Genomic DNA, 26,223 nt, shown 5'->3' with positions numbered 1-26,223 from the left:
GCCCACATGAGTCCCAGCACGCCCCTGCTGCGTGGGGTCAACCTGACGGAGATCGAGTCACTCGCGCTCAGCAGCCAACTCAACATGGCCGACGGTCACGCACGACAGGAACTCACCAAGGCGCAGCGCAGCATCGTTGACGAGCTTCCCGACCTGTTCGCCAAGGCCGCCGCACAGCCGGTTGACGACCTCGAACGCGAGGCGCACCGCGCGTACCTGCACCTGTTGCACCAGCACAGCTACCCCACCCGGCCGGGTGGGGTGCTGACCTGCTACTCGTCGTCGGTCGCCATGGAGATCCTGGCCCGGTCGCTGGTGCCGGCCGGCGGCGGCCCCGTCGCACTGGTGCACCCGACCTTCGACAATATCCCCGACCTGCTGCGCGGCAATGGCCTCCGGCTGCTGCCGGTCGAGGAGGACGTGCTGCACGAGGGATCGGTGAGTGCGGCGGTACCCGAGGGGGTCCGTTGTCTCTTCATCACCACCCCGAACAACCCGACGGGCCGGGTACTGGCCGAGCAGCGGCTGGCGGCGATCGCCGCCGAGTGCGCCGCCCGGGACGTGGTGCTCGCCTTGGACACGTCGTTTCGTGGCTTCGACACCCGGAGCCACTACGACCACTACGCCGTCCTGCGGGACAGTGGCTGTCGCTGGGTGGTCATCGAGGACACCGGCAAGCTCTGGGCCACCCTGGACCTCAAGGTCGGGCTGCTGGCCTCCAGCGACCACGTCGGGCTGCCACTCGCCAAGATTCACTCTGACATCCTGCTCGGCGTGTCACCCTTCGTCCTGGTGCTGGTCACCCGGTTCGCCGAGGACGCCGCCGCGGGTGGCCTGGCCGACCTGCACCGCTTCATCGCGGACAACCGGGCACTGGTCCGCGCGACGCTGGCCGACGTGCCGGACCTGGCGTTCCCTGACGGCGACGCCCGGGTCAGCGTCGAGCGGGTCGACCTCGGCGAACGCCGCTGCCTGGACGTCTGGACCAGGCTCCGGCAGAGCGGCATCTACGTTCTGCCGTGCAGCCAGTTCCACTGGGCCGACCCGGCACGTGGCGACCACTCGCTGCGGATCGCGCTCGCCCGGGTGCCCGGAGCCCTGGAGGCCGCCGTCCGCGCGCTGCGGGCCGTGCTGCTGCGCCCATGACCGGCGGAGGGTACTGGCGGGCGGGCGTCGTACAGTCCGTCCCGCCGACCGGCACGACCGACCTCGGGCCGGGCTACCTGGATCCGGCGCTGCTGCCGGTGCGGCTGTTGGCGCAGGCGTACGCGCAGGCGCTGGACGAGTTCGGTCCGGCGGCCCTGACGTACGGCGAGAACCGCGGTCCCGCACCTCTGCGCGAGGCGATCGCCGCCCGGGTCGGAACCGGGCCGGAGCACGTGCTGGTCACCGCCGGGACCTCACAGGGACTGCACCTGGTGGCCGGGCTGTTCGGCCGCCCGGATGACGTGGTGCTGGCCGAACCGCTCAGCTACGACTACGGCCTCCGCATTCTCACGGACCGCAGGTTGCGGATCGAGGTGATCGAATCCGACATGGACGGCCCGGTGCCCGGCGCGCTGACGGCCGCCGTCCGCCGCGTCCGCAGGGCCGGGCGGCGAGTGGGTTTCGCCTACCTGATCCCGACGCACCGGAACCCGACCGGCGTGACCGTTCCGGACGAGCGCCGTCGCGCGCTGGTGACGGAGGCGGCGGACGTCGGGGTGCCGATCGTCGAGGACGACGCGTACGCCGGGCTGCGCTACGACGGCCCGCCCGAACCGCCGTCGCTGCACGCCCTCGCCGGCCGGCGGGGCGTCGTACGGCTCGGCACGTTCGCCAAGACGCTCGCGCCCGGCCTGCGTCTGGGCTGGTTGGAGGCCGATCCGCGGCTGGTCGACCGGTGCGCCGCCACCGGTTGGGCGGACAGCGGGGGCGGTTTCAACCACCTGGCCGCGCTGGCGGTGGCCGGGCTGCTGTCCGGTGGGGACTACGACCGCCACGTCGCGTGGTTGCGCGAGGAACTGCGCGCCCGGCGGGACGCGCTCGTCGACGCGCTCGGCGTCGTACCCCCATACGGCGGGTTCTTCGTCTGGTTGCCCGCGCCCGCCGGCGACGGCCAAGCCCTGCGGGAGCGGGCGGCGGCGGCGCGGGTGTCCGTGGCCGACGGACGGCGCTTCGGGGCGGCGGGCGCGGGCGCTGTACGGGTGGCGTTCAGCTTCCAACCGCCGCCGGTCCTGTCCGCGGCCGGGCACCGGCTCGCCGCTGCCCGGGCGGCTTCAGCACGACTGGACGCGACGACCACTTCGGATTGACAGCATCACCGACAACGGAGGGGGCTGCGATGGCCGGACACACCGACAACAGCATCATCATCGACGCGCCGATGGATCTGGTCTGGCGCATGACCAACGACGTGGCGACCTGGCCGGAGCTGTTCAGCGAGTACGCCAAGGCCGAGATCCTCCGCCGGGACGGCGACACGGTCCGGTTCCGGCTCACCATGCACCCGGACGAGCAGGGTAACGAGTGGTGCTGGGTCAGCGAGCGGACGCCGGACGCCGGGCGGCGCACGGTCCGCGCCCAGCGGGTGGAGCCGGGCTGGTTCAAGTACATGAGCCTGTTCTGGGAGTACCGCGAGGTGGCGGGCGGCGTCGAGATGCGCTGGGTGCAGGACTTCGAGATGCGTCCGGACGCGCCGGCCGACGACGCGCAGATGACCAATCGGCTGAACCGGAACACGGCCGTGCAGATGGAGCGCATCCGTACGCTTGTCGAGTCCGCCGCACGGGCGGCCTGACGTGGCGCTGCTGCTGCCGATCGCCCTGTTCACCGGGGGTCTGGTCGCCGGGATGCTGCTCTGGTCGGCGATCGGCGGTGTGCCGTGGATGCGGCGGCTGAGCGGGGCCGAGTACGTGCGGCTGCACCGCTTCTGGTCGCCGCGCTTCGATCCGCTCGGACCGATCGCCGTCGTGGTCACCGCCGCAGCCGATCTCGCGCTGCTCACCGCCGGGACGGCCCGGGAGGCCCGCCCCGCGCTGACCGTCGCCGTCGCCGCGCTGACCGGCGTGGTCATCGTCTCGGCGGCCCGGGCGGCGCCACTCAAGCGGCGGGTGACCGCGCTCGATCCGGACCGGCTACCGGACGACTTTGCCGCCCGCGACCCGCGCGCCGCCTGGCAGCGATGGAACCTGATCCGCACCGTGCTGGCGGTCGGCGCGTTCGCCGCGAACACCGTCGCCGTCGGCCTGCTGTTGCCCGCCTGAGCGGACGAGAGACGAGGAAGAAGATGACGATCGACACGACCACCGCTATCCGGGTGATCCTTTGGTACCGGACCCCGGAGCGCGATGTGGCGGGCCTGGCCGAGACGTACCGCCAGATCGGCGAACACCTTGCCGGCACCCCCGGCATGGTCAGCAGCGAACTGCTCGTCTCGCGCGACGAGCCCGGGGTGCTGATGGTGACCAGCCGCTGGCGCACCGCGGAGGACCTGCAGCGCTGGGTGCACTCCGACACCCACCGGCACACCACGCCACTGCGTCCATACCTGGACACCGGCCGCACCCGGCCCTGGGAGACGTTCAGCGTCGTCTCCGAGACCTGATCCGCCGCCTGCGAAGGGAGTGCCGTGAACGACCAGGAAGCCTCGCTCGACCAGTTGCGCCGCACCGCCGCGGCCCTGCTCGAACTCTCCCCGCACCCACCATCCGGGCTGCGCCTGCGGACCGGGGACCTCAGCGTCGAGGTCGACTGGGCACAGCCGGCGGGTCCGGCCGGCACACCCGCTATTGCGACGAGCGGCGTCGCGCCCGCCGCGGTGGCTGCGCTCTCCGCCGTCAGCGACGCGGTGGCGGCCGTGCGGGCCCCCCTGCTGGGAACGTTCTACCGGGCGTCCGCCCCGGAGGCGCCGCCGTTCGTGGCACTGGGCGACCGGGTGGAGGTCGGCCAGCAGATCGGCATCGTCGAGTCGATGAAGCTGATGAATCCGGTGGAGTCGGACGTGGCTGGCGAGGTGCTGGAGGTACTGGTCGCGGACGGCGCCCCGGTCGAGTACGACCAGGTGCTGCTCATGGTCGCCACCGATCGCGCCGTCGACGGCTGCGCACAGATTTTCGGCGGGAAGGATCCGTCATGAGGTTCCGATCCGTCCTGGTCGCCAATCGTGGCGAGATCGCGGTACGCATCGTGCGAGCGTGTCGGGAGCTCGGCATCCGGACCGTCGCCGTCTACTCCAGCGCCGACCGAGACGCGGTCCGTGACCGGCTGGGTGACGAGCAGGTCCACATCGGACCGGCAGCGGCCCGGCGCAGCTATCTGAACGCCGCCGCGATCATCGAGGCGGCCCTGCAACGCGGGGCGGAGGCCGTCCATCCGGGGTACGGCTTCCTCTCGGAGGACCCGGACTTCGCCGCCGTCTGCGCAGCGAACGGACTGACATTCGTGGGACCTCCCCCGGACGTGATCGGCCAGTTCGGCGACAAGGCAGCGGCACGTGCCGCGATGGCCGACGCCGGGCTGCCGGTCCTACCCGGAACCGGCGCGGCCGTCGAGGAGGCCGAGGCGCGTGCCACTGCGGACGACCTCGGCTACCCGGTGATCATCAAGGCGGTAGTCGGCGGCGGCGGACGTGGCATGGAGATTGTCACTGCGCCGGAGGCGTTCGTCGCGGCGTACCGGCGAACCCGGGACAGCGCCCGCCTGCTCTTCGGCGACGACCGGGTCTGTGTCGAACGGTTCCTGGCCGCCGCGCACCACGTCGAGGTGCAGATACTCTGCGACGACCACGGCAACGCCGTGCACCTGGGGCTGCGGGACTGCTCCGTACAGCGGCGGCGGCAGAAGCTCGTCGAGGAGAGCCCGTCGCCGGTGGTCAGTGCGGAGCTGGCCGAGCGGATCGCCGCCGCAGCACTACGCGGTGCCCGAGCGGTCGGTTACCGGGGCGCCGGGACCTTCGAGTTCCTGCTCGACGCCGACCGCCGCGACTTCTACTTCATCGAGGCCAACTGCCGAATTCAGGTCGAACATCCGGTGACCGAGATGGTGACCGGCGTGGACCTGGTCCGCGAGCAGCTGCTCATCGCGGCCGGTCATCCGCTCTCGATACGCCAGGAAGAAGTGCGCCCGCAGGGTGTCGCGGTCGAGTGCCGGATCAACGCCGAGGACCCGGACCGGAACTTCACGCCCTCACCCGGACCGCTCGCCGAGTTCGTCCCGCCCGGCGGCCCGTTCGTTCGGGTGGACACCCACGCGTACCCGGGGATGACGATCACACCACACTACGATCCGCTGATCGCCAAGGTCATCTGCTGGGGGCCGGACCGGGAGGTCGCCCTGAACCGCATGGACCGGGCGCTCGCCGAGCTGCGCGTCGCCGGTCCCGGCGTCCGCACCACCACCGACTTTCTCCGCGAGCTGATCGCCCACCCGCTGTTTCGCAAGGGCGTGCACACCACATCTCTGGTCGACCGGGTCGTCGCCGAGCGGCAGCCCCAACTCACCGGGAGCACCACATGACCTCGACACCCGACATCTCGCTGGTCCACGACGCGAACGGCGGGGTGACCCTGCTCATCGACGGCGTTCAGGCGATGCAGGGCTGGGAGGCGGAGCTGATGTGGCGCTCGGCGGACCTGCTGTGCGCCGACGGCGGGGACTTCCTCGAAGTCGGGCTCGGCCTGGGCTACTCCGCGCTCCGCATCGCCGGCCACCCCGGGACCCGTCGGCACACCGTGATCGAGAAGCATGCTGACGTCATCGATCTGTTCCGGACCGGGCACCCGGCGGTGCCAGGCAACCTGGAGATCGTCCACGCGGACTTCTTCGACCACCTGGAGCGCCTGCCGCAGGCGGCTTACGACGGCATCTTCTTCGACCCGGAGCTGCCACGTGACCTCTTCGAGGACCGCGCCCTGCTGGACGAGTTCATGCCCCGGCTGATCAATGCGCTGCGGCCGGGAGGCCGGTTCGTGCCGATGTTCGCGCTCGACGGCGCGGTGCCGGATGCCGCCACCTGCACCACCACCCCGGCCGCGATGCTCGACCGCTACCTGCGCTACTTCGACCGGGTGGAGATGGTGCGCCACCCGTACCGGGCGTACGTCGGCACCGAATACACCCCGTCGGACAGCGGCGACGCATTCATCCTCTGCTTCGGCAGGGCCTGAAGCCTCGATCTCCGGAGGAACCAAGATGGCACAACGCACCCTGATCATCGCGCGGATGGATGAGGCCGACAAGCAGGCGGTCGCCGACATCTTCGCCGAGTCCGACGCCACCGACCTGCCGGTCCTGCTCGGCGCCTCTCGGCGCACGCTGTTCTTCTACCGCGGCCTCTACCTGCACCTCATCGAGGCCCAGGACGGCCTGACCGAGCGGCTGTACGACGCGCGCCGGCACCGCCTGTTCGACGACGTCAACACCAAGCTCAGCGCCCACATCTCGCCGTACGACCCGGGCTGGAAGGAGCCCCGGGACGCGATGGCGGAGCCGTTCTACACCTGGGCCCGGTGATCGGCGTGTTCCGCGTCCTGCTGACCATGCAGGTCGACCCCGACCGCAGTACGGAGTTCGAACAGGTCTGGGGCGAGGTGGCCCGATCGATCGGGCAGGAGTCCGCGAACCTCGCGCAGGAGCTGTACCGCGAGCCCGGGTCGGTCTACCACGTTGTCACGGACTGGACCGACGAGGAGTCGTTCCGCCGATTCGAGACCAGCGAGTCCCACCGGGGGCACCGGGCGCGGCTCGATCCGTTCCGTTGCGCCGTGCGCATGACGACCATGCGCCTGGTCCACCGCCTACCAGCCGATAGGAGCGCCTGATGCCGGCGACCACCGCCCCGCCCGTCACCCGTGAACGTCTGAACGGCCTGATGCAGGCCTACAAGTCCACCAGCCTGCTTCGTACGGCCGTCGAGCTGGGCGTCTTCGATGCGCTTGCCGATGGGCCGGCGACGGCCGACGCGCTGGCCACGCGGCTCGGCGCGCATCCGCGAGGCATGCGGATCCTGCTCGACGCGATGGTCGCGATCTCGCTGGCCGGCGTCGAGGACGGCACCTACCGTCTGCCGCCCGGCGCCGACCAGTTTCTGGTCAGCAAGAGCCCGTACTACCTCGGCGACATGACCAAGGTGATCTCCAGCGACTGGGAGTGGGACGCGCTGAAGCGGCTCACCGACGCGGTCCGGCACGGCGGTACGGTCATGGACGAACACGCCGAGACGGCCGAGTACGAGTACTGGGTGGACTTCGCGTCGTTCGCCTCGGCGATCGCCACGCCCACGGCACGGGTGATGACCAACGCCCTGCAGGAGTTCGCGGCGGCCCGCCCGTCGTTGCGGGTGCTCGACCTGGCCTGCGGGCACGGCATCTACGGCTACACCTTCGCGCAGCGCCACACGCAGGCCACCGTGACGAGCCTCGACTGGGAGAACGTCGTACCGGTCGCCGCCCGCCACGCAGAACGGCTCGGCGTGGCGGACCGGGTCGAGTACCGCACCGGTGACATGTTCACCGCTCCGCTCGGCGGGCCCTACGACGTGGTCATGCTGACGAATGTGCTGCACCACTTCTCCGAGGAGCGCGGCACCGACCTGCTGCGCCGCGCGCGGGAGGCGCTCAAGCCGGACGGCCGCCTCGCGCTGGTCGGCTTCACCACCGGCGACGGCACCCCGGCCGAGGACCCTGCCCCGTACCTCTTCTCCATCCTGATGCTGGTCTGGACCTCGGAGGGCGAGGTGCACTCCCGGGCGGCGTACGACCGGATGCTGACCGAGAGCGGCTTCGTCGAGCCGGAGCTACACAGCGTGGCACACCTGCCGCTGCGGGTTCTGATCGCGTCACCGGCCGAGACTTCCCCACGATGAGCGGGCGGCTCCGCCGGCTCATCGTCGCCGTGGCCGGCACCACGTGGCGCGGCCTGGTCCTCTACGGCTCATCGATGACCGGGGTGCCGCTGGACGAGACCGGGCAGTGGCCAGGGCCTTGGACGCAGACGACCGGGCGGCTTCCCACCGCGTCACCGCCCGACCGGCCGCTCACCGCGCAGGAGCAGATGGCCTGGACGCAGCTCGAGAACCGGATCGCCCCGCCCAGCTAGGCCATGCACCACCACGCCACGCCGGCGGCCCCCTGACCGGACGCGGGCGGGGCCCGGAGGTGGACGCCGTCGCGAGACGAACGAGAGCCACGCTCCAACTGCCCCTTCTACTGTCGGCGCGCGAATCAACTGATGGGAGTCCTGGCATGCCACGCCGTCTGTTCACGTCCGAGTCCGTCACCGAGGGCCATCCGGACAAGATCGCGGACCAGATCAGCGACGCGATCCTCGATGCCCTGCTCGGGCAGGACCCGGGCAGCCGGGTCGCCGTGGAGACCCTCATCACGACCGGCCAGGTGCACGTGGCCGGCGAAGTGACCACCACGGCGTACGCGGACATCCCGACGATCGTGCGCGAGACGATCCTCAGCATCGGCTACGACTCGTCGGCGAAGGGATTCGACGGTGCGTCGTGCGGCGTCAACGTGTCGATCGGGTCGCAGTCGCCGGACATCGCCCGGGGTGTCGACGCCGCGCTGGAGCTGCATACCGACGGGTCGACCAACGTCCTGGACCGGCAGGGTGCCGGTGATCAGGGCATGATGTTCGGCTTCGCCTGCTCCGAGACGCCGGAGCTGATGCCGCTGCCGATCGCTCTCGCGCACCGGCTGGCTCGCCGGCTCGCGGCCGCCCGCAAGGACGGCACGATCCCGTACCTGCGGCCGGACGGCAAGACGCAGGTGACGGTCGAATACGACGGGCTGCGGCCGGTGCGACTCGACACGGTGGTGATCTCGTCGCAACACGCCTCGGGCATCTCGCTGGAGGAGTTGCTGACTCCGGACGTGCGCGAACAGGTCGTCACCCCGGAGCTGGAGGGCCTGGGTCTGGATACGGAGGGCTACCGGCTGCTGGTCAACCCGACCGGTCGCTTCGAGATCGGCGGGCCGATGGGCGACGCCGGCCTGACCGGCCGCAAGATCGTCATCGACACCTACGGCGGCTATGCCCGCCACGGTGGCGGGGCCTTCTCCGGCAAGGATCCATCCAAGGTGGACCGATCGGCCTCGTACGCGATGCGATGGGTCGCCAAGAACGTGGTGGCCGCCGGGCTCGCCGAGCGGTGCGAGACGCAGGTGGCGTACGCGATCGGCAAGGCGCAACCGGTCAGCCTCCTCGTGGAGACGTTCGGTACCGAGACCGTGCCGGTCGAGCGGATCGACAAGGCGATCCGGGAGGTATTCGACCTGCGGCCGGCGGCGATCGTCCGGGACCTCGACCTGTTGCGACCGATATACCGGCAGACCGCGGCGTACGGCCACTTCGGTCGGGAGCTGCCGGAGCTCACGTGGGAGATCACCGACCGCGCCGCCGACCTCAAGTCAGCCGCCGCATGACCGCCCCGGGAGGCCCCATGCCGTCGCCCCGTACCTCCAATCGCCCAACCAACGTCAGGGAGGGCGACTACCGGGTGGCCGATCTGTCACTGGCGGCGCTCGGCCGTCAGGAGATCCAACTCGCCGAGCACGAGATGCCCGGCCTGATGGCGATCCGGCGGGAACTGACCGCGGCGAAACCACTCCGCGGAGCCCGGATCACCGGGTCGCTGCACATGACGATCCAGACCGCCGTCCTGATCGAGACCCTGGTAGCACTCGGCGCCGAGGTCCGCTGGGCCTCCTGCAACATCTACTCCACCCAGGACCATGCGGCCGCGGCGGTGGTAGTGGGCCAGGGCACCGTCGGACAGCCCGCCGGCGTGCCGGTGTACGCCTGGAAGGGCGAGAGCCTACGCGAGTACTGGTGGTGCACGGAGCAGGTACTGCGCTGGCCCGACGGCGCCGGGCCGGACATGCTCCTCGACGACGGTGGAGACGCCACCCTCCTGGTGCACAGGGGCGCCGAGTTCGAGCGCGCCGGTGCGGTGCCGCCGACAGCGTCGGCCGACAGCGAGGAGTACGCGGTCGTGCTGGAAATGCTGCACACCTGCCGGACCGAGGACGACAGCCGGTGGACCCGCATCGCCGCCGGGATCAGGGGTGTCACCGAGGAGACCACCACCGGTGTGCATCGGCTCGACCAGATGCAGCGGACCGGGACGTTGCTGTTCCCCGCGATCAACGTCAACGACAGCGTGACCAAGAGCAAGTTCGACAACAGGTACGGCTGTCGGCACTCGCTGATCGACGGCCTGAACCGGGCCACCGACGTGCTGATCGGTGGGAAGGTGGCGGTGGTGTGCGGCTACGGTGACGTGGGCAAGGGCTGCGCGGAGTCGCTGCGCGGTCAGGGCGCACGGGTGATCGTCACCGAGATCGACCCGATCTGCGCGCTTCAGGCCGCGATGGACGGCTACCAGGTCGCCGTCCTGGACGACGTGGTCGAGCAGGCCGACTTCGTCATCACCGCCACCGGCTGCCGCGACGTCGTCACCGCCGAGCACATGTCGCGGATGAAGCACCAGGCGGTGGTGGGCAACATCGGGCACTTCGACAACGAGATCGACATGGCCGGTCTGGCCAAGCAGGACGGAATTACCCGGATCGGCATCAAGCCGCAGGTCGACGAGTGGCGCTTCGCCGAGGGCCACTCGATCATCGTGCTGTCCGAGGGGCGGCTGCTGAACCTGGGCAACGCGACCGGCCATCCGTCGTTCGTCATGTCCACCAGCTTCGCCAATCAGACGCTTGCGCAGATCGAGCTGTTCACCAAGACAGACCAGTACCCGGTCGGTGTCCACACACTGCCCAAGCATCTCGACGAGCGCATCGCCCGGCTCCACCTCGACGCTCTCGGCGCCGGCCTCACCGCCCTGACCGAGGACCAGGCGGCCTACCTCGGCGTTCCGGTCGAGGGTCCGTACAAGCCCGAGCACTACCGCTACTGAGCTTCGAAGGGCACCCCGTGACCCGCATCCTCGTGTCCGGTTCCATCGCCACCGACCACTTGATGACATTTCCCGGCCGGTTCGCTGAGCAGCTCATCGCCGACCGGTTGCACACCGTGTCGCTGTCGTTCCTCGTCGACGGGCTCGTCGTCCGCGACGGTGGCGTGGCGGCCAACATCGCGTACGGGATGGCACAGCTCGGGATGCCGCCGACCCTCGTGGGCGCGGTGGGTCCCGACTTCGCCGACTACCGGTCCCGGCTGGAACGGCACGGGGTGGACTGCGGGTCGGTCCTGACGAGTCGGTCGTCGTACACCGCCCGGTTCGTCTGCACCACCGACCAGGACTCGTGCCAGATCGCCTCCTTCTATCCGGGCGCGATGGCGGAGGCGGCCGACATCGACCTGGCCGCCGTGATCGGCTCCGAGCCGGTCGACCTGGCCGTCATCGGACCCGATGACCCGGTGGCGATGCGGCGGCATGCCGCCGCCTGCCGTCGTCTCGGCGTGCCCTTCGCCGCCGATCCGTCCCAGCAGCTGGCCCGCATGTCCGGGCCGGACATCGCCGACTTCGTCACCGGCGCGCGGTACCTGCTGACCAACGAGTACGAGTACGACCTGCTGTGCGGCAAGCTCGGCGGAGCCGGCGCCACGGTGCTCGACGCGGTCGACGTCGTGGTGACCACGCTGGGCGAGGACGGGGTCCGAATCCGGGCCGGCGGCGGCATCACCCGGATCCCGGCGGTCACCGGAGCCAGCGTCGTCGACCCGACCGGAGGTGGTGACGCCTTCCGCGCCGGATTCCTGTACGGGGTGACCCACGGGCTGCTGCTCGACGTGGCGGCGGCACTCGGCTGCCAGATGGGGGCGTACGCGATAGGCGCACCAGGTACGCAGGAGTACCGTGTCGTGCCCGACCGGCTCGTCGCGAACCTCTCCGACACCTACGGTCACCGCGTGTCGGTGGCCGTGGCAGAGGTGTTGACGTCGTGCGCCGCAGCGGCGGCCGGGTGACCATGCCCACTGCCTTCGTGGCGCTCAGCGGGTCAGGTGGGTGGGCAGGCTGGTCACGACGATGCCCGGATGTCGGCGCAGGGCCCGCCGCAGTCGCTGTTCGGTGCGGTAGTGCAGCATCCGCTGCCAGGGATGGTCGACCACCACGTCCGGTACGACGACGGTGATGGTCAGGTCGGGGTGGGTCAGGCGCAGCGCGCTGGCGTACCCGGCGATCGGTTGGATGATCACGCGGTGCGGCGACAGGATGGTCTCCAGCGGGATGTGGTCGCCCCAGGTGTTCCATTGCTCACGGAAACGGTCGGCTTCCGTCCGTTCGGGGCTGACGTGCAGCGCCAGCGCCGGTTGGCCGAGCGAGCCGACGTAGGCGAGGGTGCGCAGCGCCGCCTGGTTGAGGCGGGCCACCGGGACGAGGAAGAGATGTCGTACCTGCTGCGGAACGATGGCGGGTGGCGCGTCCTCGGCCGGTTCCACGCCACGCGGATGGTCGGGATGCAGACCGAGGGCCTGCTGGACATGGTCGTAGTGGCGGCGTACCCGACGGAACAGGTAGATCAGCAACGGTACGGCGAGCACCACCGCCCAGGCGCCGGCGGCGAACTTCGTGACCGCGGCGGTCACCAGCACGACGGCCGACAGCACCGCACCGACGCCGTTGATGGCCGCGCGTCGCCGCCAGCCGGGGTCGCGGTGGTGTCGCCAGTGGTTGACCATGCCGGTCTGGGAGAGGGTGAAGGCCAGGAAGACCCCGACCGCGTAGAGCGGGATCAGGGAGTGCGTGTTGCCGCCGAAGGCCACCAGGATCGCCGCGGCGGCGACCGCGAGGGCGATCAGTCCGTTGCTCAGGGCCAGTCGGTCGCCCAGGTGCAGGAAGCGGCGGGGCACGTACCCGTCGCGGGCCATGAAGTACAGCAGACGCGGCAGGTCGTTGAAGGCGGTGTTCGCCGCCAGCAGCAGCACCAGCGCCGTCGCGGCCTGGATGATCGCGTACCAGGGGCCGGTGGGGAAGGTCAGCCGCGCCAACTGCGACAGCAGGGTCTGGTCGGCACGCGGCACCAGACCGTTGAGATGGAACAGCAGGGTCAGCCCGACGAACAGCACGATCAGGATGCTGATCATCCAGGTCAGCACCGTGCGGGCGTTGCGCCACGCGGTGGGGCGGAACACCGGAACCGCGTTGGAGACCGCCTCGACGCCGGTCATCGAGGTCGCGCCGGAGGCGAAGGCGCGCAGCACGACCAGCAGACCGAGCCCTTCCACCGCGGGCGTCGGTGGCGGGGCCACGACGGTGAATCCGCCGGTCGCGGCCCGGACGAACCCGGCGGCGATCAGCCCGAGCACGGCGACGAGGAAGACGTACGTGGGCACGGCGAAGGCGTTGCCGGCGACCCGAATGCCGCGCAGGTTGCCGATCAGCAGCACACCGATGACCACCAGGGCCAGCGGCACCCGGTACGCGGCGAGGGAGGGCAGCGCCGAGGTGATCGCGGCAACCCCGGCGGACACCGAGACCGACACCGTGAGCACGTAGTCGAGGACCAGCCCGGCCGCGGCAGCCAGACCGGCGCGCGGCCCCAGGCTGTCACTGGCCACCAGGTACGACCCGGCGCCGTGCGGATAGGCCCGGACGGTCTGCCGGTACGAGGTGCCGACGGCGACCATCAGCACCACCAGGGCCGCGGCGATCGGCAACGACAGCCCGAGGGCGCCGCTGCCGGCCAGCACCAGCACGGCCAGCATCGCCTCCGGCCCGTACGCCACCGAGGAGAGCAGGTCGGAGGCGAGCACCGGCAACGCGACGATCTTCGACATCCGCTCGCGCAGGATCGACGCGCTGGTCAGCGGCCGACCGAGCAGCAACCGACGCAGACCACCGGCGACCCGCCCCTGGGCGGTGTCGGGCCGCTCCACGACCGGGGTGGCGGTGAGCTGACCCGGGGCGTCCGGCAGGAAGAGCATGGCGGCTCGGTGCGCTCCGCCGACCGCCGACGAGCGGATCTCCCCCGCCTGCGGATCCACCGGCAGCGCCCGTACCGTGTCGCCGATCTGCCATCGCGCGCCGACCTGGCGCAACACGCCGAGGTCGGCCGGGGACAGCGGCGGCAGCTCGGCGGACGGGCTGAAGGTCGGTGACCCCGCGTCCTCTTCCGGGTCGTGCCCCGACCTGCCCACCATCCCCCCGCCCTGTCGGTGGTGCCAGCACCGCAGAACGAACTGGCCATGTCAGGATGGTGGATGTGACGCACGAGGCTGTCGACATTGCGGAAAAATTGTCCCGCTTCTCGCAGTACGATGCCTCCCTGCTCTGACCGCAGCCTGCCGGCCGATGTCGCCGCCGAACTGGTCGAGCGGATGGACCGGGACCAGGAGGCACGCTCCGGGGTGCCGGGCCGGGCCCTCGACGACGCCTTCTGGGCCTGGGCGTGCCAGGTCGACGCCGACAACACGGCGTGGCTCAAGCAGGTCATCGACCGGTACGGCTGGCCCCGGCGGAGCGACGTCGGGCCGGAGGCGGCCACCGCCGCCTGGTTGCTCGCCCAGCACGCCGACCACGACCCGGGCTTCCAACGCCGCTGCCTGGCCCTGCTCGATGAGGCGGTCCGCGACGGCGAGGCCAGACCCCGCCACCTGGCCTACCTCACCGACCGGGTGCTGCGCGCCGAGGGCAGACCCCAGCGGTACGGCACCCAGTTCTGGTACGGCCCCGACAACGCCGGTCCGCTGCAACCCCAGCCGATCGAGGACCCGGAGCAGGTGGACGAGCGCCGCCACAGCGTCGGACTGGACACCCTCGCCGAATACACCGAACGCCTGCGCCAGCGGGAGTCCGGACCTCAGCCGAGTCCTGAGAGCGGCGAACGATACCCTTGCCGAGGTGAGTGAAGTCCAGGTTGGAGTGCCCTCACGCGCCCGATCGTGGCTCGCGGCAGCGACGGTCACCGGCACCGCGGTGGCGGCGTGGGCAGGCTACTGGTGGCTGGCGGTGCCACGCCATGACATCTGCGCGGCAGTCCTACCCGCGTCGGCCGGTTGCCGGATCGCCGACCGGGTGCCCACGGCAACGCTCTGGACGGTGATCGTCGCGGTCCTCTGGTCGGCGACCGTCGTCCTGACCTTCGCCCGCCCGCGCGGCAGCCGGTGGCCGTTCGTCGCCGGAACCACGGTGCTGATCATTGCGGCGTTGGTCGGCTATCGGAGCGTGCTGTACCAGTCCTGACGGGTGTAGGTTCTGTCGATGATCAACACCGACCTGCCCGCCACCCGCGCCGCACTCGCCGACAACCTGGCGTCGCTCGGGGTACGGCGCGGTTCGGTGCTGCTCGTCCACTCGTCGCTGAAGGCGCTCGGCTGGGTCTGCGGTGGCCCGGTCGCGGTGGTCCAGGCGCTGCTCGACGCGGTGGGCCCCGACGGCACACTCGTGGTACCGACCCTCGCCCCGGCGAACACCGACCCCGGCGGTTGGCAGAACCCGCCCGTGCCGGAGCCTTGGTGGCCGGTGATCCGGGAACACATGCCGGCGTTCGATCCGGCGGTGACCCCCAGCCAGTGGATGGGGGTGATCGCGGAGACCGTTCGCACCTGGCCGGGGGCGCAACGCAGCGACCATCCGCAGGTGTCCTTCGCGGCCCTCGGCCCGGCCGCCGAAGCAGTGGTGACCGGGCACCAACTCGACGACATGCTGGGCGAGCGCTCTCCCCTGGGTGCGGTGTACCGGCTCGACGGTGACGTCCTGCTGCTCGGCGTGGGACATGGCAACAACACCTCGCTGCACCTGGCCGAATACCGGGTGCCGGACCCGCCGCGCCGGCAGGAAAGCTCAGCCGTACGCACCGACACCGGCCAGAGGTGGGCCCGCTGGGAGGACGTCGCCACCGACGAGGGCGACTTCGACCAGTTGGGCGCCGCCTTCGAGGCCACCGGCCGGGCACGGATCGGGCAGGTGGGCGCGGCCGAGTCCCGCCTGATGCGCCAACGCGAACTTGTCGACTTCGCCGTGGACTGGCTCGCCACCCACCGCCCGCACCGCTGACCGGGCGCCCTCGCCCGGCCCCGGTCGCAGGCGCAGAGACGTGATGGACAAGGGCAATACTCTGCCGTCGTCCGTGGACCTCCGGGTGGCCGGGGTGCCCAACTGCCAGCTTTCGTGATCAGGGCGTCCAGGAGAACGATCCGGTGCACGCCGTCCCTGGTGTCGGATCTTGGTCGTTGCGGTCTGTCTGATCGATGTCGGCCGTATCGTGCTGGCCGATGTGGAGGATCTTTTGACGTACGGTAGGTCGGCCGCCACGGTCAAGCAGTGGGTAAAGGTGCACCGGCTGGCGGTGGCGGGCCGGGAGCCGAAGATCGCCCGGGACGTCGGCAGACGGGTAGCGAGGGTGTGGTTGCGTACGTCCCGATTCGCGGATGTCGCGACCCTCATGGCCGAGCTTCAATATGGCCGTTCTGCTCTCGCGGATGGAGCAACTGGACGAGGCCATTGAATGCCAGCGTCGGGCGGTGGATCTGGCCGAGCAGAGCAGCCATCCAGCGAAGGAAGAGATGCGAGCATTCCTCGTTCAGCTTGAACAAACCAAGAAGGGATAGACGGTGGGAACTGCCGTACTTGAGGTCTCGGGGCCGGAGGCCGCGCGCTGGGCTATGGAGTTGCGCGCCGCTCTCGCCGCGAACGCGGGGCCGGGTGATGACGTCGGCCCGGTCGAGGTGCAGCGATCCGCCGAGATGGCGATCGCCGTCATCGGGCTGGTGTTCGCCGGGGTCGGCACCGCGAAGACCATCTGGGACTGGTGGAACTCTCGCCGCACACATGGGGTCACCGTCACGGTGCTGCTCGGCGACGGCACCCGGATCGAGGTGTCGAACCTCAACGACGGGCAGTTGGAGATCACCTTCCAGCAGGCCGAGACGCGGGAACGCTGAGAGCGGAGATCAGCGTGACGGAGATGCGCACGTACGAGCTGGAGATTTTCGACCAGACCTCCGACTACTCCGAGCTGCGCCTGTCGACAGGTGTGGGCGCGCCGAAGACCCGTGGGGTGGACCGGGCCGCCATCGGTCGGCTGATCGGGTTGATGGAGCGTGACTACAGCCAACATGCGGTCGTGCAGCGGGTGTTCGGTGCGCCGCAGCTGCGTGATCTCGGCACGAAGCTGGCTGAATTCCTCGACGGGGATGAGCGGTGGCTGACAGCGGTCCTGGGTCGTCCGCCCGGCACCACGCTGCGTATCACCGCCGCCGAAGGTTTCCGGCACCTGCCGTGGGAGTTGCTGGCCGCGGACGGCTCGTATCTGGCCGTGTCCGGTCACGCGCCGCTGCTACCGGTACGGGCCATCGGCACCCACGCGGCCCTCACCGCCCCGGTCGAACCCGCGAACCGGCCGTTGCGGGTGCTGTTCATGGCCACCTCTCCCGAGGGCGTCGAGCCGGTGCTCAGCTTCGAGGCGGAGGAGGCGGCCATCCTGGACGCCACTCGACGCACCGGCACCGAACTGGTCGTGGAGGAAAGCGGCACCCTGGACGGGCTTCGCTTCCTCAACCTCGACTACGGCGCGGGATACTTCGACATCCTGCATCTCAGCGGCCACGCCAACATCAGCGCAGACGGTCAACCCGTATTCCTGGTGGAGAACGAGTTCGGTGGGCTCGCCTACGCCACCGCCGACCAGATCGCCCAGGCCGTGTCCGGGCGCTGGCCCCGTCTGGTTTTCGTCTCCGGCTGCCTCACCGGCAACTCCCCCGGCTCTGGGGCGTTTCCCTCGATGAGTGAGAGTCTGGTTCGCGCCGGGGCACCTGCGGTGCTGGGGTGGGCGCTGCCGGTCGGTGACGTGTCCGCGACCGAGTTCGCCGCTGAACTCTACCGTTCACTGGCCGACGGGCAGCCCCTCGACCGGGCCGTAGTCGAGGCCCGTCAGCACCTGTACGCGAACAAGCGCGCCAACTGGCATCTGCTGCGCGTCTACGCCGACAGATCCCCACTAGCTCGCATGGTCACGCCCCTACACACCAAGGGGCGTGCGCGCATTCAGATCCGGGCCGCCGACCAGGAGTTCCTGGACCCGCAGACCCAACTGTCCCGGGTCGCCTCCCGTGCCACCTTCGTCGGACGGCGGCGGGCCATCCAGCGGTGCCTGCGTACCCTCAAACAACCGCAGGGTGGCGACGGCGCGGCCGATGCCCTGGTCCTGCAAGGCATGGGTGGCCTCGGTAAGAGCAGCCTTGCCTCCCGGCTGCTGGAGCGGATGCCCACCCACCAGCGTGCCGTCTGGTACGGCCGCGTCGACCTGACCAAGTTCCGCGAACTCACCGACAAGGTCGACTTCCCCACCAGGGAACAGCAGGTCGAAGCGAATGAGCTGCTGGAGGACCAACGGCTCTCCCTGGCCGTCCGGCTGCGCCGTCTGCTGCACGTCGACGGGCCGCTCGGGCAGACGCCCTGCCTGTTCGTCTTCGACGACTTCGAGGACGGCAACCTCGACGAACGCGACGGCGGCCATGTGCTCGCCCCGGAGATGGCCGACATCCTCCCGGCCCTGCTCAAGGCTATCCGCGACACCGGCAGCCCCAGCCGGGTCATCATCACGAGCCGCTACCGCTTTCACCCACCGGCCGGGACCAGTATTCGCTTCGAGTCGCTGGAAACCCTCACCGACGTCGAACAGGTCAAGAAGCTCACCAACCTGCCGAACCTGCGCCCCGGCTCCCCCGTCGACCCCGACATCCGGGATCGCGCCATCGAGGCCGCTGCGGGCAACCCCCGCCTGCTCGACTGGCTCGACCTGATCGTCGCCGCCCCCAACCTCGACATCGATAGCCTGATCACCGCAATCGAGGCGGAAGCCGACCGGTTCCGCCGGGAGACCATCCTCGCGAAGAACCTCCTCGACTCCCAGAACCCCGAGTTGCAGAACATGCTCGCCAAGGTCAACGTCGTGGAACTCCCCGTCCCCGCCGACACCGTCCGCGCCCTACACGACCATCCCGATGCCACCGCCCACATCGCACGCGCCGTCCAGCTCGGACTGATGGAAGAAGGCACCGACCCGGAGACCAACCAGCCGCGCTACTACGTCTCCAACGTCCTACGCCCCCTCATCCGCCCCCTGATCACCGACGACGAATACACCCAGGCCTGCGCCGCCGCCGCACGGTCCCTCTACAAACTCTGGATCACCGACCCTGCTACTTCCGGGTCCGTGTCATGACCACCCTCGCTCAATGGGTGGAGCTGCACCGGCTGGCGGTGGCGGGCCGGGAGCCGGAAATCGCCCGGGACGTCGGCGACCGGGTGGCGAGATTGTGGCTGCGTACGTCCCGGTTCGCGGATGTGGAGGCTCTTGCGAACGCGACCCTGACCCTCGGCCCGGACGCAGATGCGCTTTATAACCTGGGTTGGGCGCAAACGGTCATAGGGCAGCCCCGGCATGCCCTGAAAAGCTACGAGCAGGCCCTACACCTGTACCGCGAGGCCGACGACCGCGGTAACGAAGCAGCCGCCCTCAACAGCATCGGCCTCGTGCACGACGTGCTCGGGGACCGAGAGCAGGCCCTGACCTACTACCAACACGCCCTGCCCATCCGGCGAGAAGTCGGCGACCGCGCCGGCGAAGCCACCACCCTCAACAACATCGGCGCCGTGTACGACGAGCTCGGGGACCGACAGCAAGCCCTGACCTACTACCAACAGGCCCTGCCCATCCGGCGAGAAGTCGGCGACCGCGCCGGCGAAGCCACCACCCTCAACAACATCGGTCACACGTACCACGGGCTCGGGGACCGACAGCAGGCCCTGACCTACTACCAACACGCCCTGCCCATCCGGCGAGAAGTCGGCGACCGCGCCGGCGAAGCCACCACCCTCAACAACATCGGCAACGTGTACGACGAGCTCGGGGACCGACAGCAAGCCCTGACCTACTACCAACAGGCCCTATCGATCCAGCGAGATGTCGGCGACCGCGCCGGCGAAGCTAGAACCCTCAACAACATCGGCCTCGTGCACGACGAGCTCGGGGACCGACAGCAAGCCCTGACCTACTACCAACAGGCGCTCCCGATCCGGCAGCAAGTCGGCGACCGTGTCGGCGAAGCCACCACCCTCAACAACATCGGCGCCGTGTACGACGTGCTCGGGGACCGAGAGCAGGCCCTGACCTACTACCAACAGGCGCTCCCGATCCGGCAGCAAGTCGGCGACCGTGTCGGCGAAGCCACCACCCTCAACAACATCGGTCTGGTGTACAAAGAGCTCGGGGACCGACAGCAAGCCCTGACCTACTACCAACAGGCCCTGCCCATCCGGCGAGAAGTCGGCGACCGTGTCGGCGAAGCAGTCACCCGGTACAACATCGCGATGATCCATCGCGATGAGGGGAATCTCGACAAGGCGATCGGTGAACTTGAGCTCGTCGTTGAGCTCGATCGCCAAGTAGGCCACCCGGATTTCGCATCCGACACGGCCATGCTCGAACAACTACGCCAAGATCGAACTGCGCGGGCCCGGATTAACCCCCTGGTGAGTGAGACGGCTGAACATCGAGTCACCACATGGATCGGCAAGTTGAAGGCGAAGTTCAACAACAGCGGAACAACCGCCTGATCCTGGCAATGGATGAAACGCCGTGCTGACTATCCCTCAGTTCTATATATCGGCGGGTTTGCCATCGGCCCACAGCGACGCGAAGTGCTCCACGTACCGGTCGAACACCCCGCCGCCCTGCGTACGCCGCAGGTGCAGCGTCACAGAGTCCTGCCCGAGCCCGGAACCGATATGGGTGGCAACGATGGCCTCGTCGTCGAAGACCCACACGGACATGGCGATATGACGATCTGACAGCCGGACCGGAACTGCGGCATCGACTTTGCCGATCTCCGCGCGCGTCATCGCGATGCGGGTCGCCAGCGTGAGCGGAGTCGCTTCCAGTCGGTCACGCTCGGCCGTGATCGGGCTGTCCGGGTCACCGAGCAGGAATCGCAGGTCGGCCCCGGCGTTGGCCTTGGCGGCGAGAGTGGTGGCCGCGTCGGGCACTTCCAGCCATACGAAATAGCTGGTGTACCCGCCAAACCAGATTCGCGATTGGGCGCGCTCGATCGCCTCGCGGAAGACCGCTCGGGGCAGGTCTGCGCGGCGCGGGTACATGCCGACCAACTCCCGATCGGTCCCTACCTTCGCAGCGCGTCGGATGATCTCAGGCCACAGCACACCTACATCTTTGCCCAGCACCGCTGCCGCACGCACCCTTGAGCGGGGGTGCGGCACGCGCCCTCGACTGACCCACCTTTCCACGGTCTTCGCGTCCACTTCGCAGCGTTCGGCCAGGTCAGCAGCGGTGAGTCCGGCTGTCGCCATCGCTTGCCTGAGGCCATCGTTGCGTGCCATGGCAGGGGACCTTTCGTAGACGTCCCCTTATGGTCACACGCCAGCGGTGCAACCGTCCGTGACGCACCGGCAACCTTTCGCATACATCGCGAACTGCCACGAGGGGGCATCGATGCAGCAAGTCCGGCCCCTCGACCCCAATCACGAGATGAGGGAGATCATGCTTCACATGGTCGTGTCGGTTGTACTCGGCGGGCTGTTACCAGGTTTCCTGCTCGGGCTGCTGGCGTTCAAGGTGAAGTCGCGGTGGTGTCCGCGTTGCGGGGAGTCCACTCACACGATGCCGCCCGCCGAGGGCAGTCGATGACCCACCGGCGCGATCACAACTCCGTACCGCTCGGGCGGCGGGTCGCTGAGTTGCGGGCCCACCGGGGCATGAGCCAGCAGGCGTTCGCCGATCGGCTCGGCAAGTCGAAAAGCTGGGTCGACAAGGTCGAACGCGGCGTACGTCGGCTCGACCGGTACTCGGTGATCCGGGACATCGCCGAGGTGCTGCGTCTCGATCCGACGATGCTCCTGGGCCCCCGCCAACCACCGACCCCCGCAGCCGCCGAGAACGGGATCGACGCGGTCCGGGCCGCCCTGGCCCGCTGTCACCACCGACCCCAGCCCACGGTCACCGCACAGCAGGCCGGCGGCCAGGTCGCGTACGCCTGGCTGGCCTACCAGCACGCCCGCTACCCGCAACTGCTCGGCGTGCTGCCCGACCTGCTCGACGCGACCCACGGGACCCGGGGCCTGCTGGTTTCCGCGTACCGGCTGACCGCTCACGTGCTGGTCAAGCTCGACCACGCCGACCTTGCCTGGCTGGCCGCCGACCGCGCCGTCACCACCTCCGCCGGTGACCCCACCCGCACCGCCAGCGCGACCATCGCTGTCGCCCAGGCCCTGCGCGCCCTGGGCCACCACCGGATCGCCCTCACCGCCGCCCTGGCGGCGGCGGACCCCGCAGACGACGACACCGTACGCGGCAGCCTCTACGTCCAGGCCGGGCTCGCCGCCGCCGGCTACGGGGACCGCCGCAACGCCCACGACCTGCTCGATCATGCCGCCGCCCTCGCCGACCGGCAGGTCAGCGACACCGACCCCCATTACACCGGCTTCGGAGCGGCTGCCGTTCAGACGGCCCGGTCCCTGGCCGCGCACCGCCTCGGCGACACCGCCGAGGCGATCCTGCGCCACGACCATGTCATCCGCAGCGACGCCTGGTCGCGCCTGCCGCCCGAGCATCGCGCCGCCCACCTCATCGACGCTGCCCGCGCCCACCTCGACGCCAGCCGCCACAGCCGAGCCGGGCAGGCGCTACTGGCGGCTGACCGCATCGCGCCCGCCGAGGTCCGCAACCGTCCGGTCGCCCGTACCCTGCTCGCCGAGATCATCCGGGGCGGACCGGCGGCGGCCGACGTCGCGCGACTGGCCACGGCCGTCGGCCTCACCTACTGACAGCCCTGTCTGCTGGTCGGCCGTGAGGTGGGCGGCACGACCGGCATCGCCGTCAATTCTCATGGTCAACAGGATGTCTCCGCCGGTGGCGTCCCGAGGCTCGGACGGGACGGCGGAAGTGTCGTAGCCATCCGTCATGATCCTCCCGTCATGGCGGCGCCGACACCGGTCGGTGCGGCTTCACCACGCGCGGACGCTGTCCGCGACGGGGCGGGGAGGACACAGGTGACGGACGCTGACGGGACGGCCTGGCGGCGCAGTAGCGTGCTGGCGGTGGTGCCGCCCGCCCGGCCGCGCAAGTTGGCGAAGGTGCCCTTCGTCGAGTTGGCCGACGGGCGGCTACAGGGTGTGGTCTCCAGCGGTTCGGACATCGAACGGGTCTACGTCTCGTCGGTGACCGCCGGCAGCCACGCCTACCACTGCAGCACCAACAACAACCGGCCCTGCGGTGGGCTGCGCGGCGCGCCCTGCAAGCATCTGGAGGCCCTCGCCGAGGAGGCCGTCCTGCAGTACGGCGTGGACCGGGTCGCCCGCTATCTGCGGGTCGACGCCGGTGAGGGGGTACGCGGCGGAGCCGACCTGCTGGCCCGGATGGACACCCGGCACGAGCCGACCCCGGCCGCGGTGGTGTTCAGCCGGTTCCTGCGTCACCTGGCGTACCTCGAACTGCCGGACAGCACCACCGCGCTGCCCGAGCTGCACTGGTTCCCGGCCACCGGGGCGGTGCGCTGATGCTGAGCACACAGCTGGCGCAGTTGCAGGAGAACGTCCCGGTGGGGCTGGCCGACGCCGATGCGGTGGTCGCCGGGTTCGACGACGCCCTGGTCGGTGGGTTCGCGCGGATCGGTGACGAGGCTGCTGCCGCGCTGGCGGCCCTGGCCGGAGCGGTCGCCGGCACCCCGCTGCACGACCGGGTGGCCGAGGCGGTGGCCAAGGTGACCGCCGGGTCGTTCAGCCAGGAGGACCTCGCCGCCCTGGCCGGTGCCCGGTCGGCCCTGCTGGGTGCGGCCCACGACGCGCTGCTCGGCCAGTTCGACGCCGCCGTCGGGCGCGAGCGGACGCCGTGGTCGGCGCCGGTGGGCGTACCGGCGGAGGTGTCTGCGCCTCGTGGCGCGGCGCGGGCCTGGTTGCACGAGACGGCCGTGGCGGGGTGGCGGGGGGTCGACCACGACCTGCTGTCGGCGGTCGGGACGCCGGTCGAGGCGGCCCTGGCCGAGCCGGGGCTGCGCCGGTTGGCGGTGCTGCTCGACGGTATCGCCGCCGAACTGCGGGCCAGCCTTCCGGTGGCGATGATGGCGCAGGTGCCGGCGCGGCGCTGGGCGGATCTGTGGTCCCGGGCCGTGCTGCTGGCCCAGGACTGGTCGGTGCCGGACGGCGACGTCGAGACGATCACCGGTCGTCTGTTGCCGCTCGGCGTGGACATCCACGAGCACGGCACGGCCATCGGGGTGCAGGTGCACGGTGTTCTCGAACCGGCCGACGGCGGAGCGGTCCGGCTGGTGCGTACGACGGTGGTGGCGGCGAAGGTCGAGACGATCACCGGGCCGGCGGTGTGGCGGCTGTTGCAGGCGCATCCGGTCCTGCTGGCCGCGCTGGCGCAACGGCGGGCGGTGACCGTGACCGACCTGCCGTTGCACGGCGGTGACCTGCGGTGGATCGAGGCTCAGGCCCGCGTCGGTGAGCCGGCCGATCCGTTCGCCGCCGCCCGGTTGCTGCTCGGCACGGCGGTCGCGGCGGCCACCGCGCCGCTGGACCGACACCCGACGGCGATCGCCGAACCGGTGCTGTTGGAGGGCTACACGGTGCGGCAGGACGACGACAGGCTCACCGTCGAGTGGGACGGTCGGCAACTTCCGGTCGCCGTCGACCGGCTGCCGGCGGCCGGTCCGCTCACGCCCGCGCTGGTGGCCGCCTCGTCGTGCTGTGTCGGGTTGCTGCGCTTCGACGGGGGTCGCTGGCTGGTGCAGCCGTTGGCGGTGCAGGCCACCGTCAAACGCAAGCCCGTCGAGGCGCACAACGGTGACTGGGCCGAAGGGATCACCGATCCGAAGGTGGCGAAGGTCGAGGCGAAGGCGGGCGACGCGGTGGCGGTGCTGCGCGAGCGGGCGGGACGGTTGCTGCGCCGATGACCGACTCCGACCTCTCCCCCGACGACATCAGCCCCGGCGACCTAGCCGCCGCCAACCGCCGCCAGGTGCTCTACTGGCGGCTGCTGGGCCGCATCTTCGACCCGGACGAGCAGCCCACCCTGGAATCGGCGAGCATGGCCGTGGTCGACGACCTGGGTCTGCCCGCCATGCTGCTGGACCCGACGGTGTCGGTGGACACCGTGGTCCAGCGGTTCCCGCAGCTCGCCGACGAACTGCGCGGCCTGCTCGCGGACACCGAAGCGGACCCCGCCGACGAGGCCGCCGGGCCGCACCGGCCGGGCGAGGCCGAGGTACGCCGAGCGGCGCTGGTGTCGAAGCTGCTGCTCAACGTCTTCGCCACCGGTGCGGGGCCGGTCAGCGCCGGGCAGTTGGCCCGGTGGCAGTCCGACGCGGGCTGGTTCGAGCAGGCCCTCGGTGGCGAACCCGGCGAGCTGCGCCGGCAGGGCACCGGGCTGGGCCCGACCCTGGCCGGCATCGAGGGTGACCTGGTCAACCGGATGCATCTGCGGGAGGTGCTGGCGGATCCGGCGTTGGCCCGGCAGCTCACCCCGAGCATGTCGCTGATCGAGCAGTTGCTGCGGGACAAGGCCAACCTGTCCGGGGTGGCGCTGGCCAACGCCAAGGCGCTGATCCGGCGCTTCGTCGACGAGGTCGCGCAGGTGCTGCGTACCCAGGTGGAGCAGACCACGGTCGGGGCGATCGACCGGTCGGTGCCACCGAAGCGGGTGTTCCGCAACCTGGACCTGGACCGCACCATCTGGAAGAACCTGCCCAACTGGAGCCCGGAGGACGAACGGCTCTACGTCGACCGGCTCTACTACCGGCAGACGGCCCGCAAGACCACGCCGTCGCGGCTGATCGTGGTGGTGGACCAGTCCGGGTCGATGGTCGACTCGATGGTCAACTGCACCATCCTGGCGTCGATCTTCGCCGGGCTGCCCAAGGTCGACGTGCACCTGATCGCCTACGACACCCGGGCGTTGGACCTGACACCGTGGGTGCACGACCCGTTCGAGGTGCTGCTGCGGACCAACCTGGGTGGGGGCAACGACGGGCCGGTGGCGATGGCGATGGCCCGCCCGAAGATCGTCGAGCCGAGGAACACCGTGATGGTGTGGATCTCGGACTTCTACGAGTTCGACCGCTCCCAGCCGCTGTTCGACGGCATCGAGGCGGTGCACCGCTCGGGGGTCAGGTTCATCCCGGTCGGCTCGGTCAGCAGCTCCGGCCAGCAGAGCGTCAACCCGTGGTTCCGGCAACGCCTCAAGGACCTGGGCACCCCGGTCATCTCCGGCCACATCCGCAAACTCGTCTTCGAGCTCAAGAGCTTCCTCACCTAGG

At 70.2% G+C, this 26,223-nt stretch carries 27 protein-coding genes and 1 pseudogene; 26 read left to right on the top strand and 2 right to left on the bottom strand.

Going from position 1 to position 26,223, the window contains the following annotated elements:
• Positions 1-6 precede the first annotated feature (6 nt).
• From mppP to VAB18032_RS13270, 15 genes and pseudogenes are all read left to right on the top strand, one after another.
• Positions 7-1,146, top strand: a complete 1,140-nt coding sequence (gene mppP, locus VAB18032_RS13340; RefSeq protein ID WP_013733373.1) for an enduracididine biosynthesis enzyme MppP — start codon at positions 7-9, stop codon at positions 1,144-1,146.
• Positions 1,143-2,294, top strand: a complete 1,152-nt coding sequence (mppQ, locus tag VAB18032_RS13335) for an enduracididine biosynthesis enzyme MppQ (protein ID WP_013733372.1) — start codon at positions 1,143-1,145, stop codon at positions 2,292-2,294. The genes mppP and mppQ overlap by 4 nt, the downstream gene beginning before the upstream one ends.
• Positions 2,295-2,326: 32 nt before the next feature.
• Positions 2,327-2,779, top strand: a pseudogene (locus VAB18032_RS13330) (SRPBCC family protein); the annotation flags it as partial.
• A 1-nt stretch (position 2,780) separates the two neighbouring features.
• Positions 2,781-3,245, top strand: coding sequence for an anthrone oxygenase family protein (locus tag VAB18032_RS13325; protein ID WP_013733370.1), 465 nt, complete (start codon positions 2,781-2,783; stop codon positions 3,243-3,245).
• A gap of 23 nt (positions 3,246-3,268) precedes the next feature.
• Entirely contained in the window at positions 3,269-3,586 is a 318-nt protein-coding gene (locus VAB18032_RS13320) for an antibiotic biosynthesis monooxygenase family protein (RefSeq protein WP_013733369.1), read from the top strand.
• Between the two features lie 24 nt (positions 3,587-3,610).
• On the top strand, positions 3,611-4,117 hold the full coding sequence (locus VAB18032_RS13315; RefSeq protein WP_013733368.1) for an acetyl-CoA carboxylase biotin carboxyl carrier protein: 507 nt from the start codon (positions 3,611-3,613) through the stop codon (positions 4,115-4,117).
• Positions 4,114-5,496 carry an acetyl-CoA carboxylase biotin carboxylase subunit gene (locus VAB18032_RS13310; protein WP_013733367.1) on the top strand — a complete coding sequence of 461 codons (1,383 nt, stop codon included), beginning with the start codon at positions 4,114-4,116 and terminating at the stop codon, positions 5,494-5,496. The genes VAB18032_RS13315 and VAB18032_RS13310 overlap by 4 nt, the downstream gene beginning before the upstream one ends.
• On the top strand, positions 5,493-6,146 hold the full coding sequence (locus VAB18032_RS13305) for a class I SAM-dependent methyltransferase (RefSeq protein WP_013733366.1): 654 nt from the start codon (positions 5,493-5,495) through the stop codon (positions 6,144-6,146). The genes VAB18032_RS13310 and VAB18032_RS13305 overlap by 4 nt, the downstream gene beginning before the upstream one ends.
• A gap of 25 nt (positions 6,147-6,171) precedes the next feature.
• Positions 6,172-6,492 (top strand): TcmI family type II polyketide cyclase, encoded by a 321-nt coding sequence (locus VAB18032_RS13300; protein WP_013733365.1) that lies wholly within the window; start codon positions 6,172-6,174, stop codon positions 6,490-6,492.
• Positions 6,489-6,800 carry an antibiotic biosynthesis monooxygenase family protein gene (locus tag VAB18032_RS13295; protein ID WP_013733364.1) on the top strand — a complete coding sequence of 104 codons (312 nt, stop codon included), beginning with the start codon at positions 6,489-6,491 and terminating at the stop codon, positions 6,798-6,800. Before VAB18032_RS13300 ends, VAB18032_RS13295 begins: the two co-directional genes overlap by 4 nt.
• A complete protein-coding gene (locus VAB18032_RS13290; RefSeq protein WP_013733363.1) occupies positions 6,800-7,843 on the top strand; it encodes a class I SAM-dependent methyltransferase in 1,044 nt (347 codons plus the stop codon). The genes VAB18032_RS13295 and VAB18032_RS13290 overlap by 1 nt, the downstream gene beginning before the upstream one ends.
• Positions 7,840-8,076, top strand: a complete 237-nt coding sequence (locus VAB18032_RS13285) for a hypothetical protein (RefSeq protein WP_013733362.1) — start codon at positions 7,840-7,842, stop codon at positions 8,074-8,076. Before VAB18032_RS13290 ends, VAB18032_RS13285 begins: the two co-directional genes overlap by 4 nt.
• A gap of 146 nt (positions 8,077-8,222) precedes the next feature.
• On the top strand, positions 8,223-9,413 hold the full coding sequence (gene metK / locus VAB18032_RS13280; protein ID WP_013733361.1) for a methionine adenosyltransferase: 1,191 nt from the start codon (positions 8,223-8,225) through the stop codon (positions 9,411-9,413).
• Positions 9,414-9,430: 17 nt separating this feature from the next.
• On the top strand, positions 9,431-10,903 hold the full coding sequence (gene ahcY, locus VAB18032_RS13275; protein WP_013733360.1) for an adenosylhomocysteinase: 1,473 nt from the start codon (positions 9,431-9,433) through the stop codon (positions 10,901-10,903).
• A gap of 62 nt (positions 10,904-10,965) precedes the next feature.
• The gene (locus VAB18032_RS13270; protein WP_081476272.1) at positions 10,966-11,916 is read left to right on the top strand and encodes a carbohydrate kinase family protein; all 951 of its coding nucleotides are present in this window, start codon (positions 10,966-10,968) and stop codon (positions 11,914-11,916) included.
• A 24-nt stretch (positions 11,917-11,940) separates the two neighbouring features.
• Here the strand turns inward: VAB18032_RS13270 and VAB18032_RS13265 are convergent, their stop codons facing one another.
• Positions 11,941-14,091: an APC family permease gene (locus VAB18032_RS13265; RefSeq protein ID WP_013733358.1), complete on the bottom strand. Its 2,151-nt coding sequence runs from the start codon at positions 14,089-14,091 to the stop codon at positions 11,941-11,943.
• A 117-nt stretch (positions 14,092-14,208) separates the two neighbouring features.
• Here VAB18032_RS13265 and VAB18032_RS13260 point away from each other — a divergent pair, with 117 nt between their 5' ends.
• From VAB18032_RS13260 to VAB18032_RS13235, 7 genes are all read left to right on the top strand, one after another.
• Positions 14,209-14,799: a DUF6624 domain-containing protein gene (locus VAB18032_RS13260; protein WP_013733357.1), complete on the top strand. Its 591-nt coding sequence runs from the start codon at positions 14,209-14,211 to the stop codon at positions 14,797-14,799.
• Entirely contained in the window at positions 14,792-15,133 is a 342-nt protein-coding gene (locus VAB18032_RS13255) for a hypothetical protein (RefSeq protein WP_148272267.1), read from the top strand. The genes VAB18032_RS13260 and VAB18032_RS13255 overlap by 8 nt, the downstream gene beginning before the upstream one ends.
• Positions 15,134-15,151: 18 nt before the next feature.
• Positions 15,152-15,946 carry an AAC(3) family N-acetyltransferase gene (locus VAB18032_RS13250; protein ID WP_013733355.1) on the top strand — a complete coding sequence of 265 codons (795 nt, stop codon included), beginning with the start codon at positions 15,152-15,154 and terminating at the stop codon, positions 15,944-15,946.
• Positions 15,947-16,371: 425 nt separating this feature from the next.
• Positions 16,372-16,500 carry a hypothetical protein gene (locus VAB18032_RS33205; RefSeq protein ID WP_269764256.1) on the top strand — a complete coding sequence of 43 codons (129 nt, stop codon included), beginning with the start codon at positions 16,372-16,374 and terminating at the stop codon, positions 16,498-16,500.
• Positions 16,501-16,503: 3 nt separating this feature from the next.
• Positions 16,504-16,833: an effector-associated constant component EACC1 gene (locus VAB18032_RS13245; RefSeq protein WP_148272266.1), complete on the top strand. Its 330-nt coding sequence runs from the start codon at positions 16,504-16,506 to the stop codon at positions 16,831-16,833.
• A gap of 23 nt (positions 16,834-16,856) precedes the next feature.
• Entirely contained in the window at positions 16,857-19,115 is a 2,259-nt protein-coding gene (locus VAB18032_RS13240) for a CHAT domain-containing protein (RefSeq protein WP_043724078.1), read from the top strand.
• The gene (locus tag VAB18032_RS13235) at positions 19,112-20,509 is read left to right on the top strand and encodes a tetratricopeptide repeat protein (RefSeq protein WP_050814601.1); all 1,398 of its coding nucleotides are present in this window, start codon (positions 19,112-19,114) and stop codon (positions 20,507-20,509) included. The genes VAB18032_RS13240 and VAB18032_RS13235 overlap by 4 nt, the downstream gene beginning before the upstream one ends.
• 42 nt (positions 20,510-20,551) lie before the next feature.
• On the opposite strand, the gene VAB18032_RS13230 is transcribed toward VAB18032_RS13235, so the two are convergent.
• Positions 20,552-21,289, bottom strand: a complete 738-nt coding sequence (locus VAB18032_RS13230; protein WP_232510793.1) for a helix-turn-helix domain-containing protein — start codon at positions 21,287-21,289, stop codon at positions 20,552-20,554.
• Between the two features lie 303 nt (positions 21,290-21,592).
• On the opposite strand from VAB18032_RS13230, the gene VAB18032_RS13220 reads away from it, so the two are divergent.
• The 4 genes from VAB18032_RS13220 (at position 21,593) to VAB18032_RS13205 (ending at position 26,222) form a co-directional block, all read left to right on the top strand.
• Positions 21,593-22,732 (top strand): helix-turn-helix domain-containing protein, encoded by a 1,140-nt coding sequence (locus VAB18032_RS13220; protein WP_013733348.1) that lies wholly within the window; start codon positions 21,593-21,595, stop codon positions 22,730-22,732.
• 264 nt (positions 22,733-22,996) lie between these two features.
• Positions 22,997-23,464 carry a hypothetical protein gene (locus VAB18032_RS13215; RefSeq protein ID WP_050814730.1) on the top strand — a complete coding sequence of 156 codons (468 nt, stop codon included), beginning with the start codon at positions 22,997-22,999 and terminating at the stop codon, positions 23,462-23,464.
• The gene (locus tag VAB18032_RS13210; RefSeq protein ID WP_013733346.1) at positions 23,464-24,861 is read left to right on the top strand and encodes a hypothetical protein; all 1,398 of its coding nucleotides are present in this window, start codon (positions 23,464-23,466) and stop codon (positions 24,859-24,861) included. The genes VAB18032_RS13215 and VAB18032_RS13210 overlap by 1 nt, the downstream gene beginning before the upstream one ends.
• Positions 24,858-26,222, top strand: a complete 1,365-nt coding sequence (locus VAB18032_RS13205) for a VWA domain-containing protein (protein WP_013733345.1) — start codon at positions 24,858-24,860, stop codon at positions 26,220-26,222. Before VAB18032_RS13210 ends, VAB18032_RS13205 begins: the two co-directional genes overlap by 4 nt.
• Position 26,223: the final 1 nt, after the last annotated feature.

Source organism: Micromonospora maris AB-18-032 (genome assembly GCF_000204155.1).
GTDB lineage: Bacteria > Actinomycetota > Actinomycetes > Mycobacteriales > Micromonosporaceae > Micromonospora > Micromonospora gifhornensis.
The sequence above is the reverse complement of the archived record's forward strand: the minus strand, read 5'-3'. Positions and strand labels throughout refer to the sequence as shown.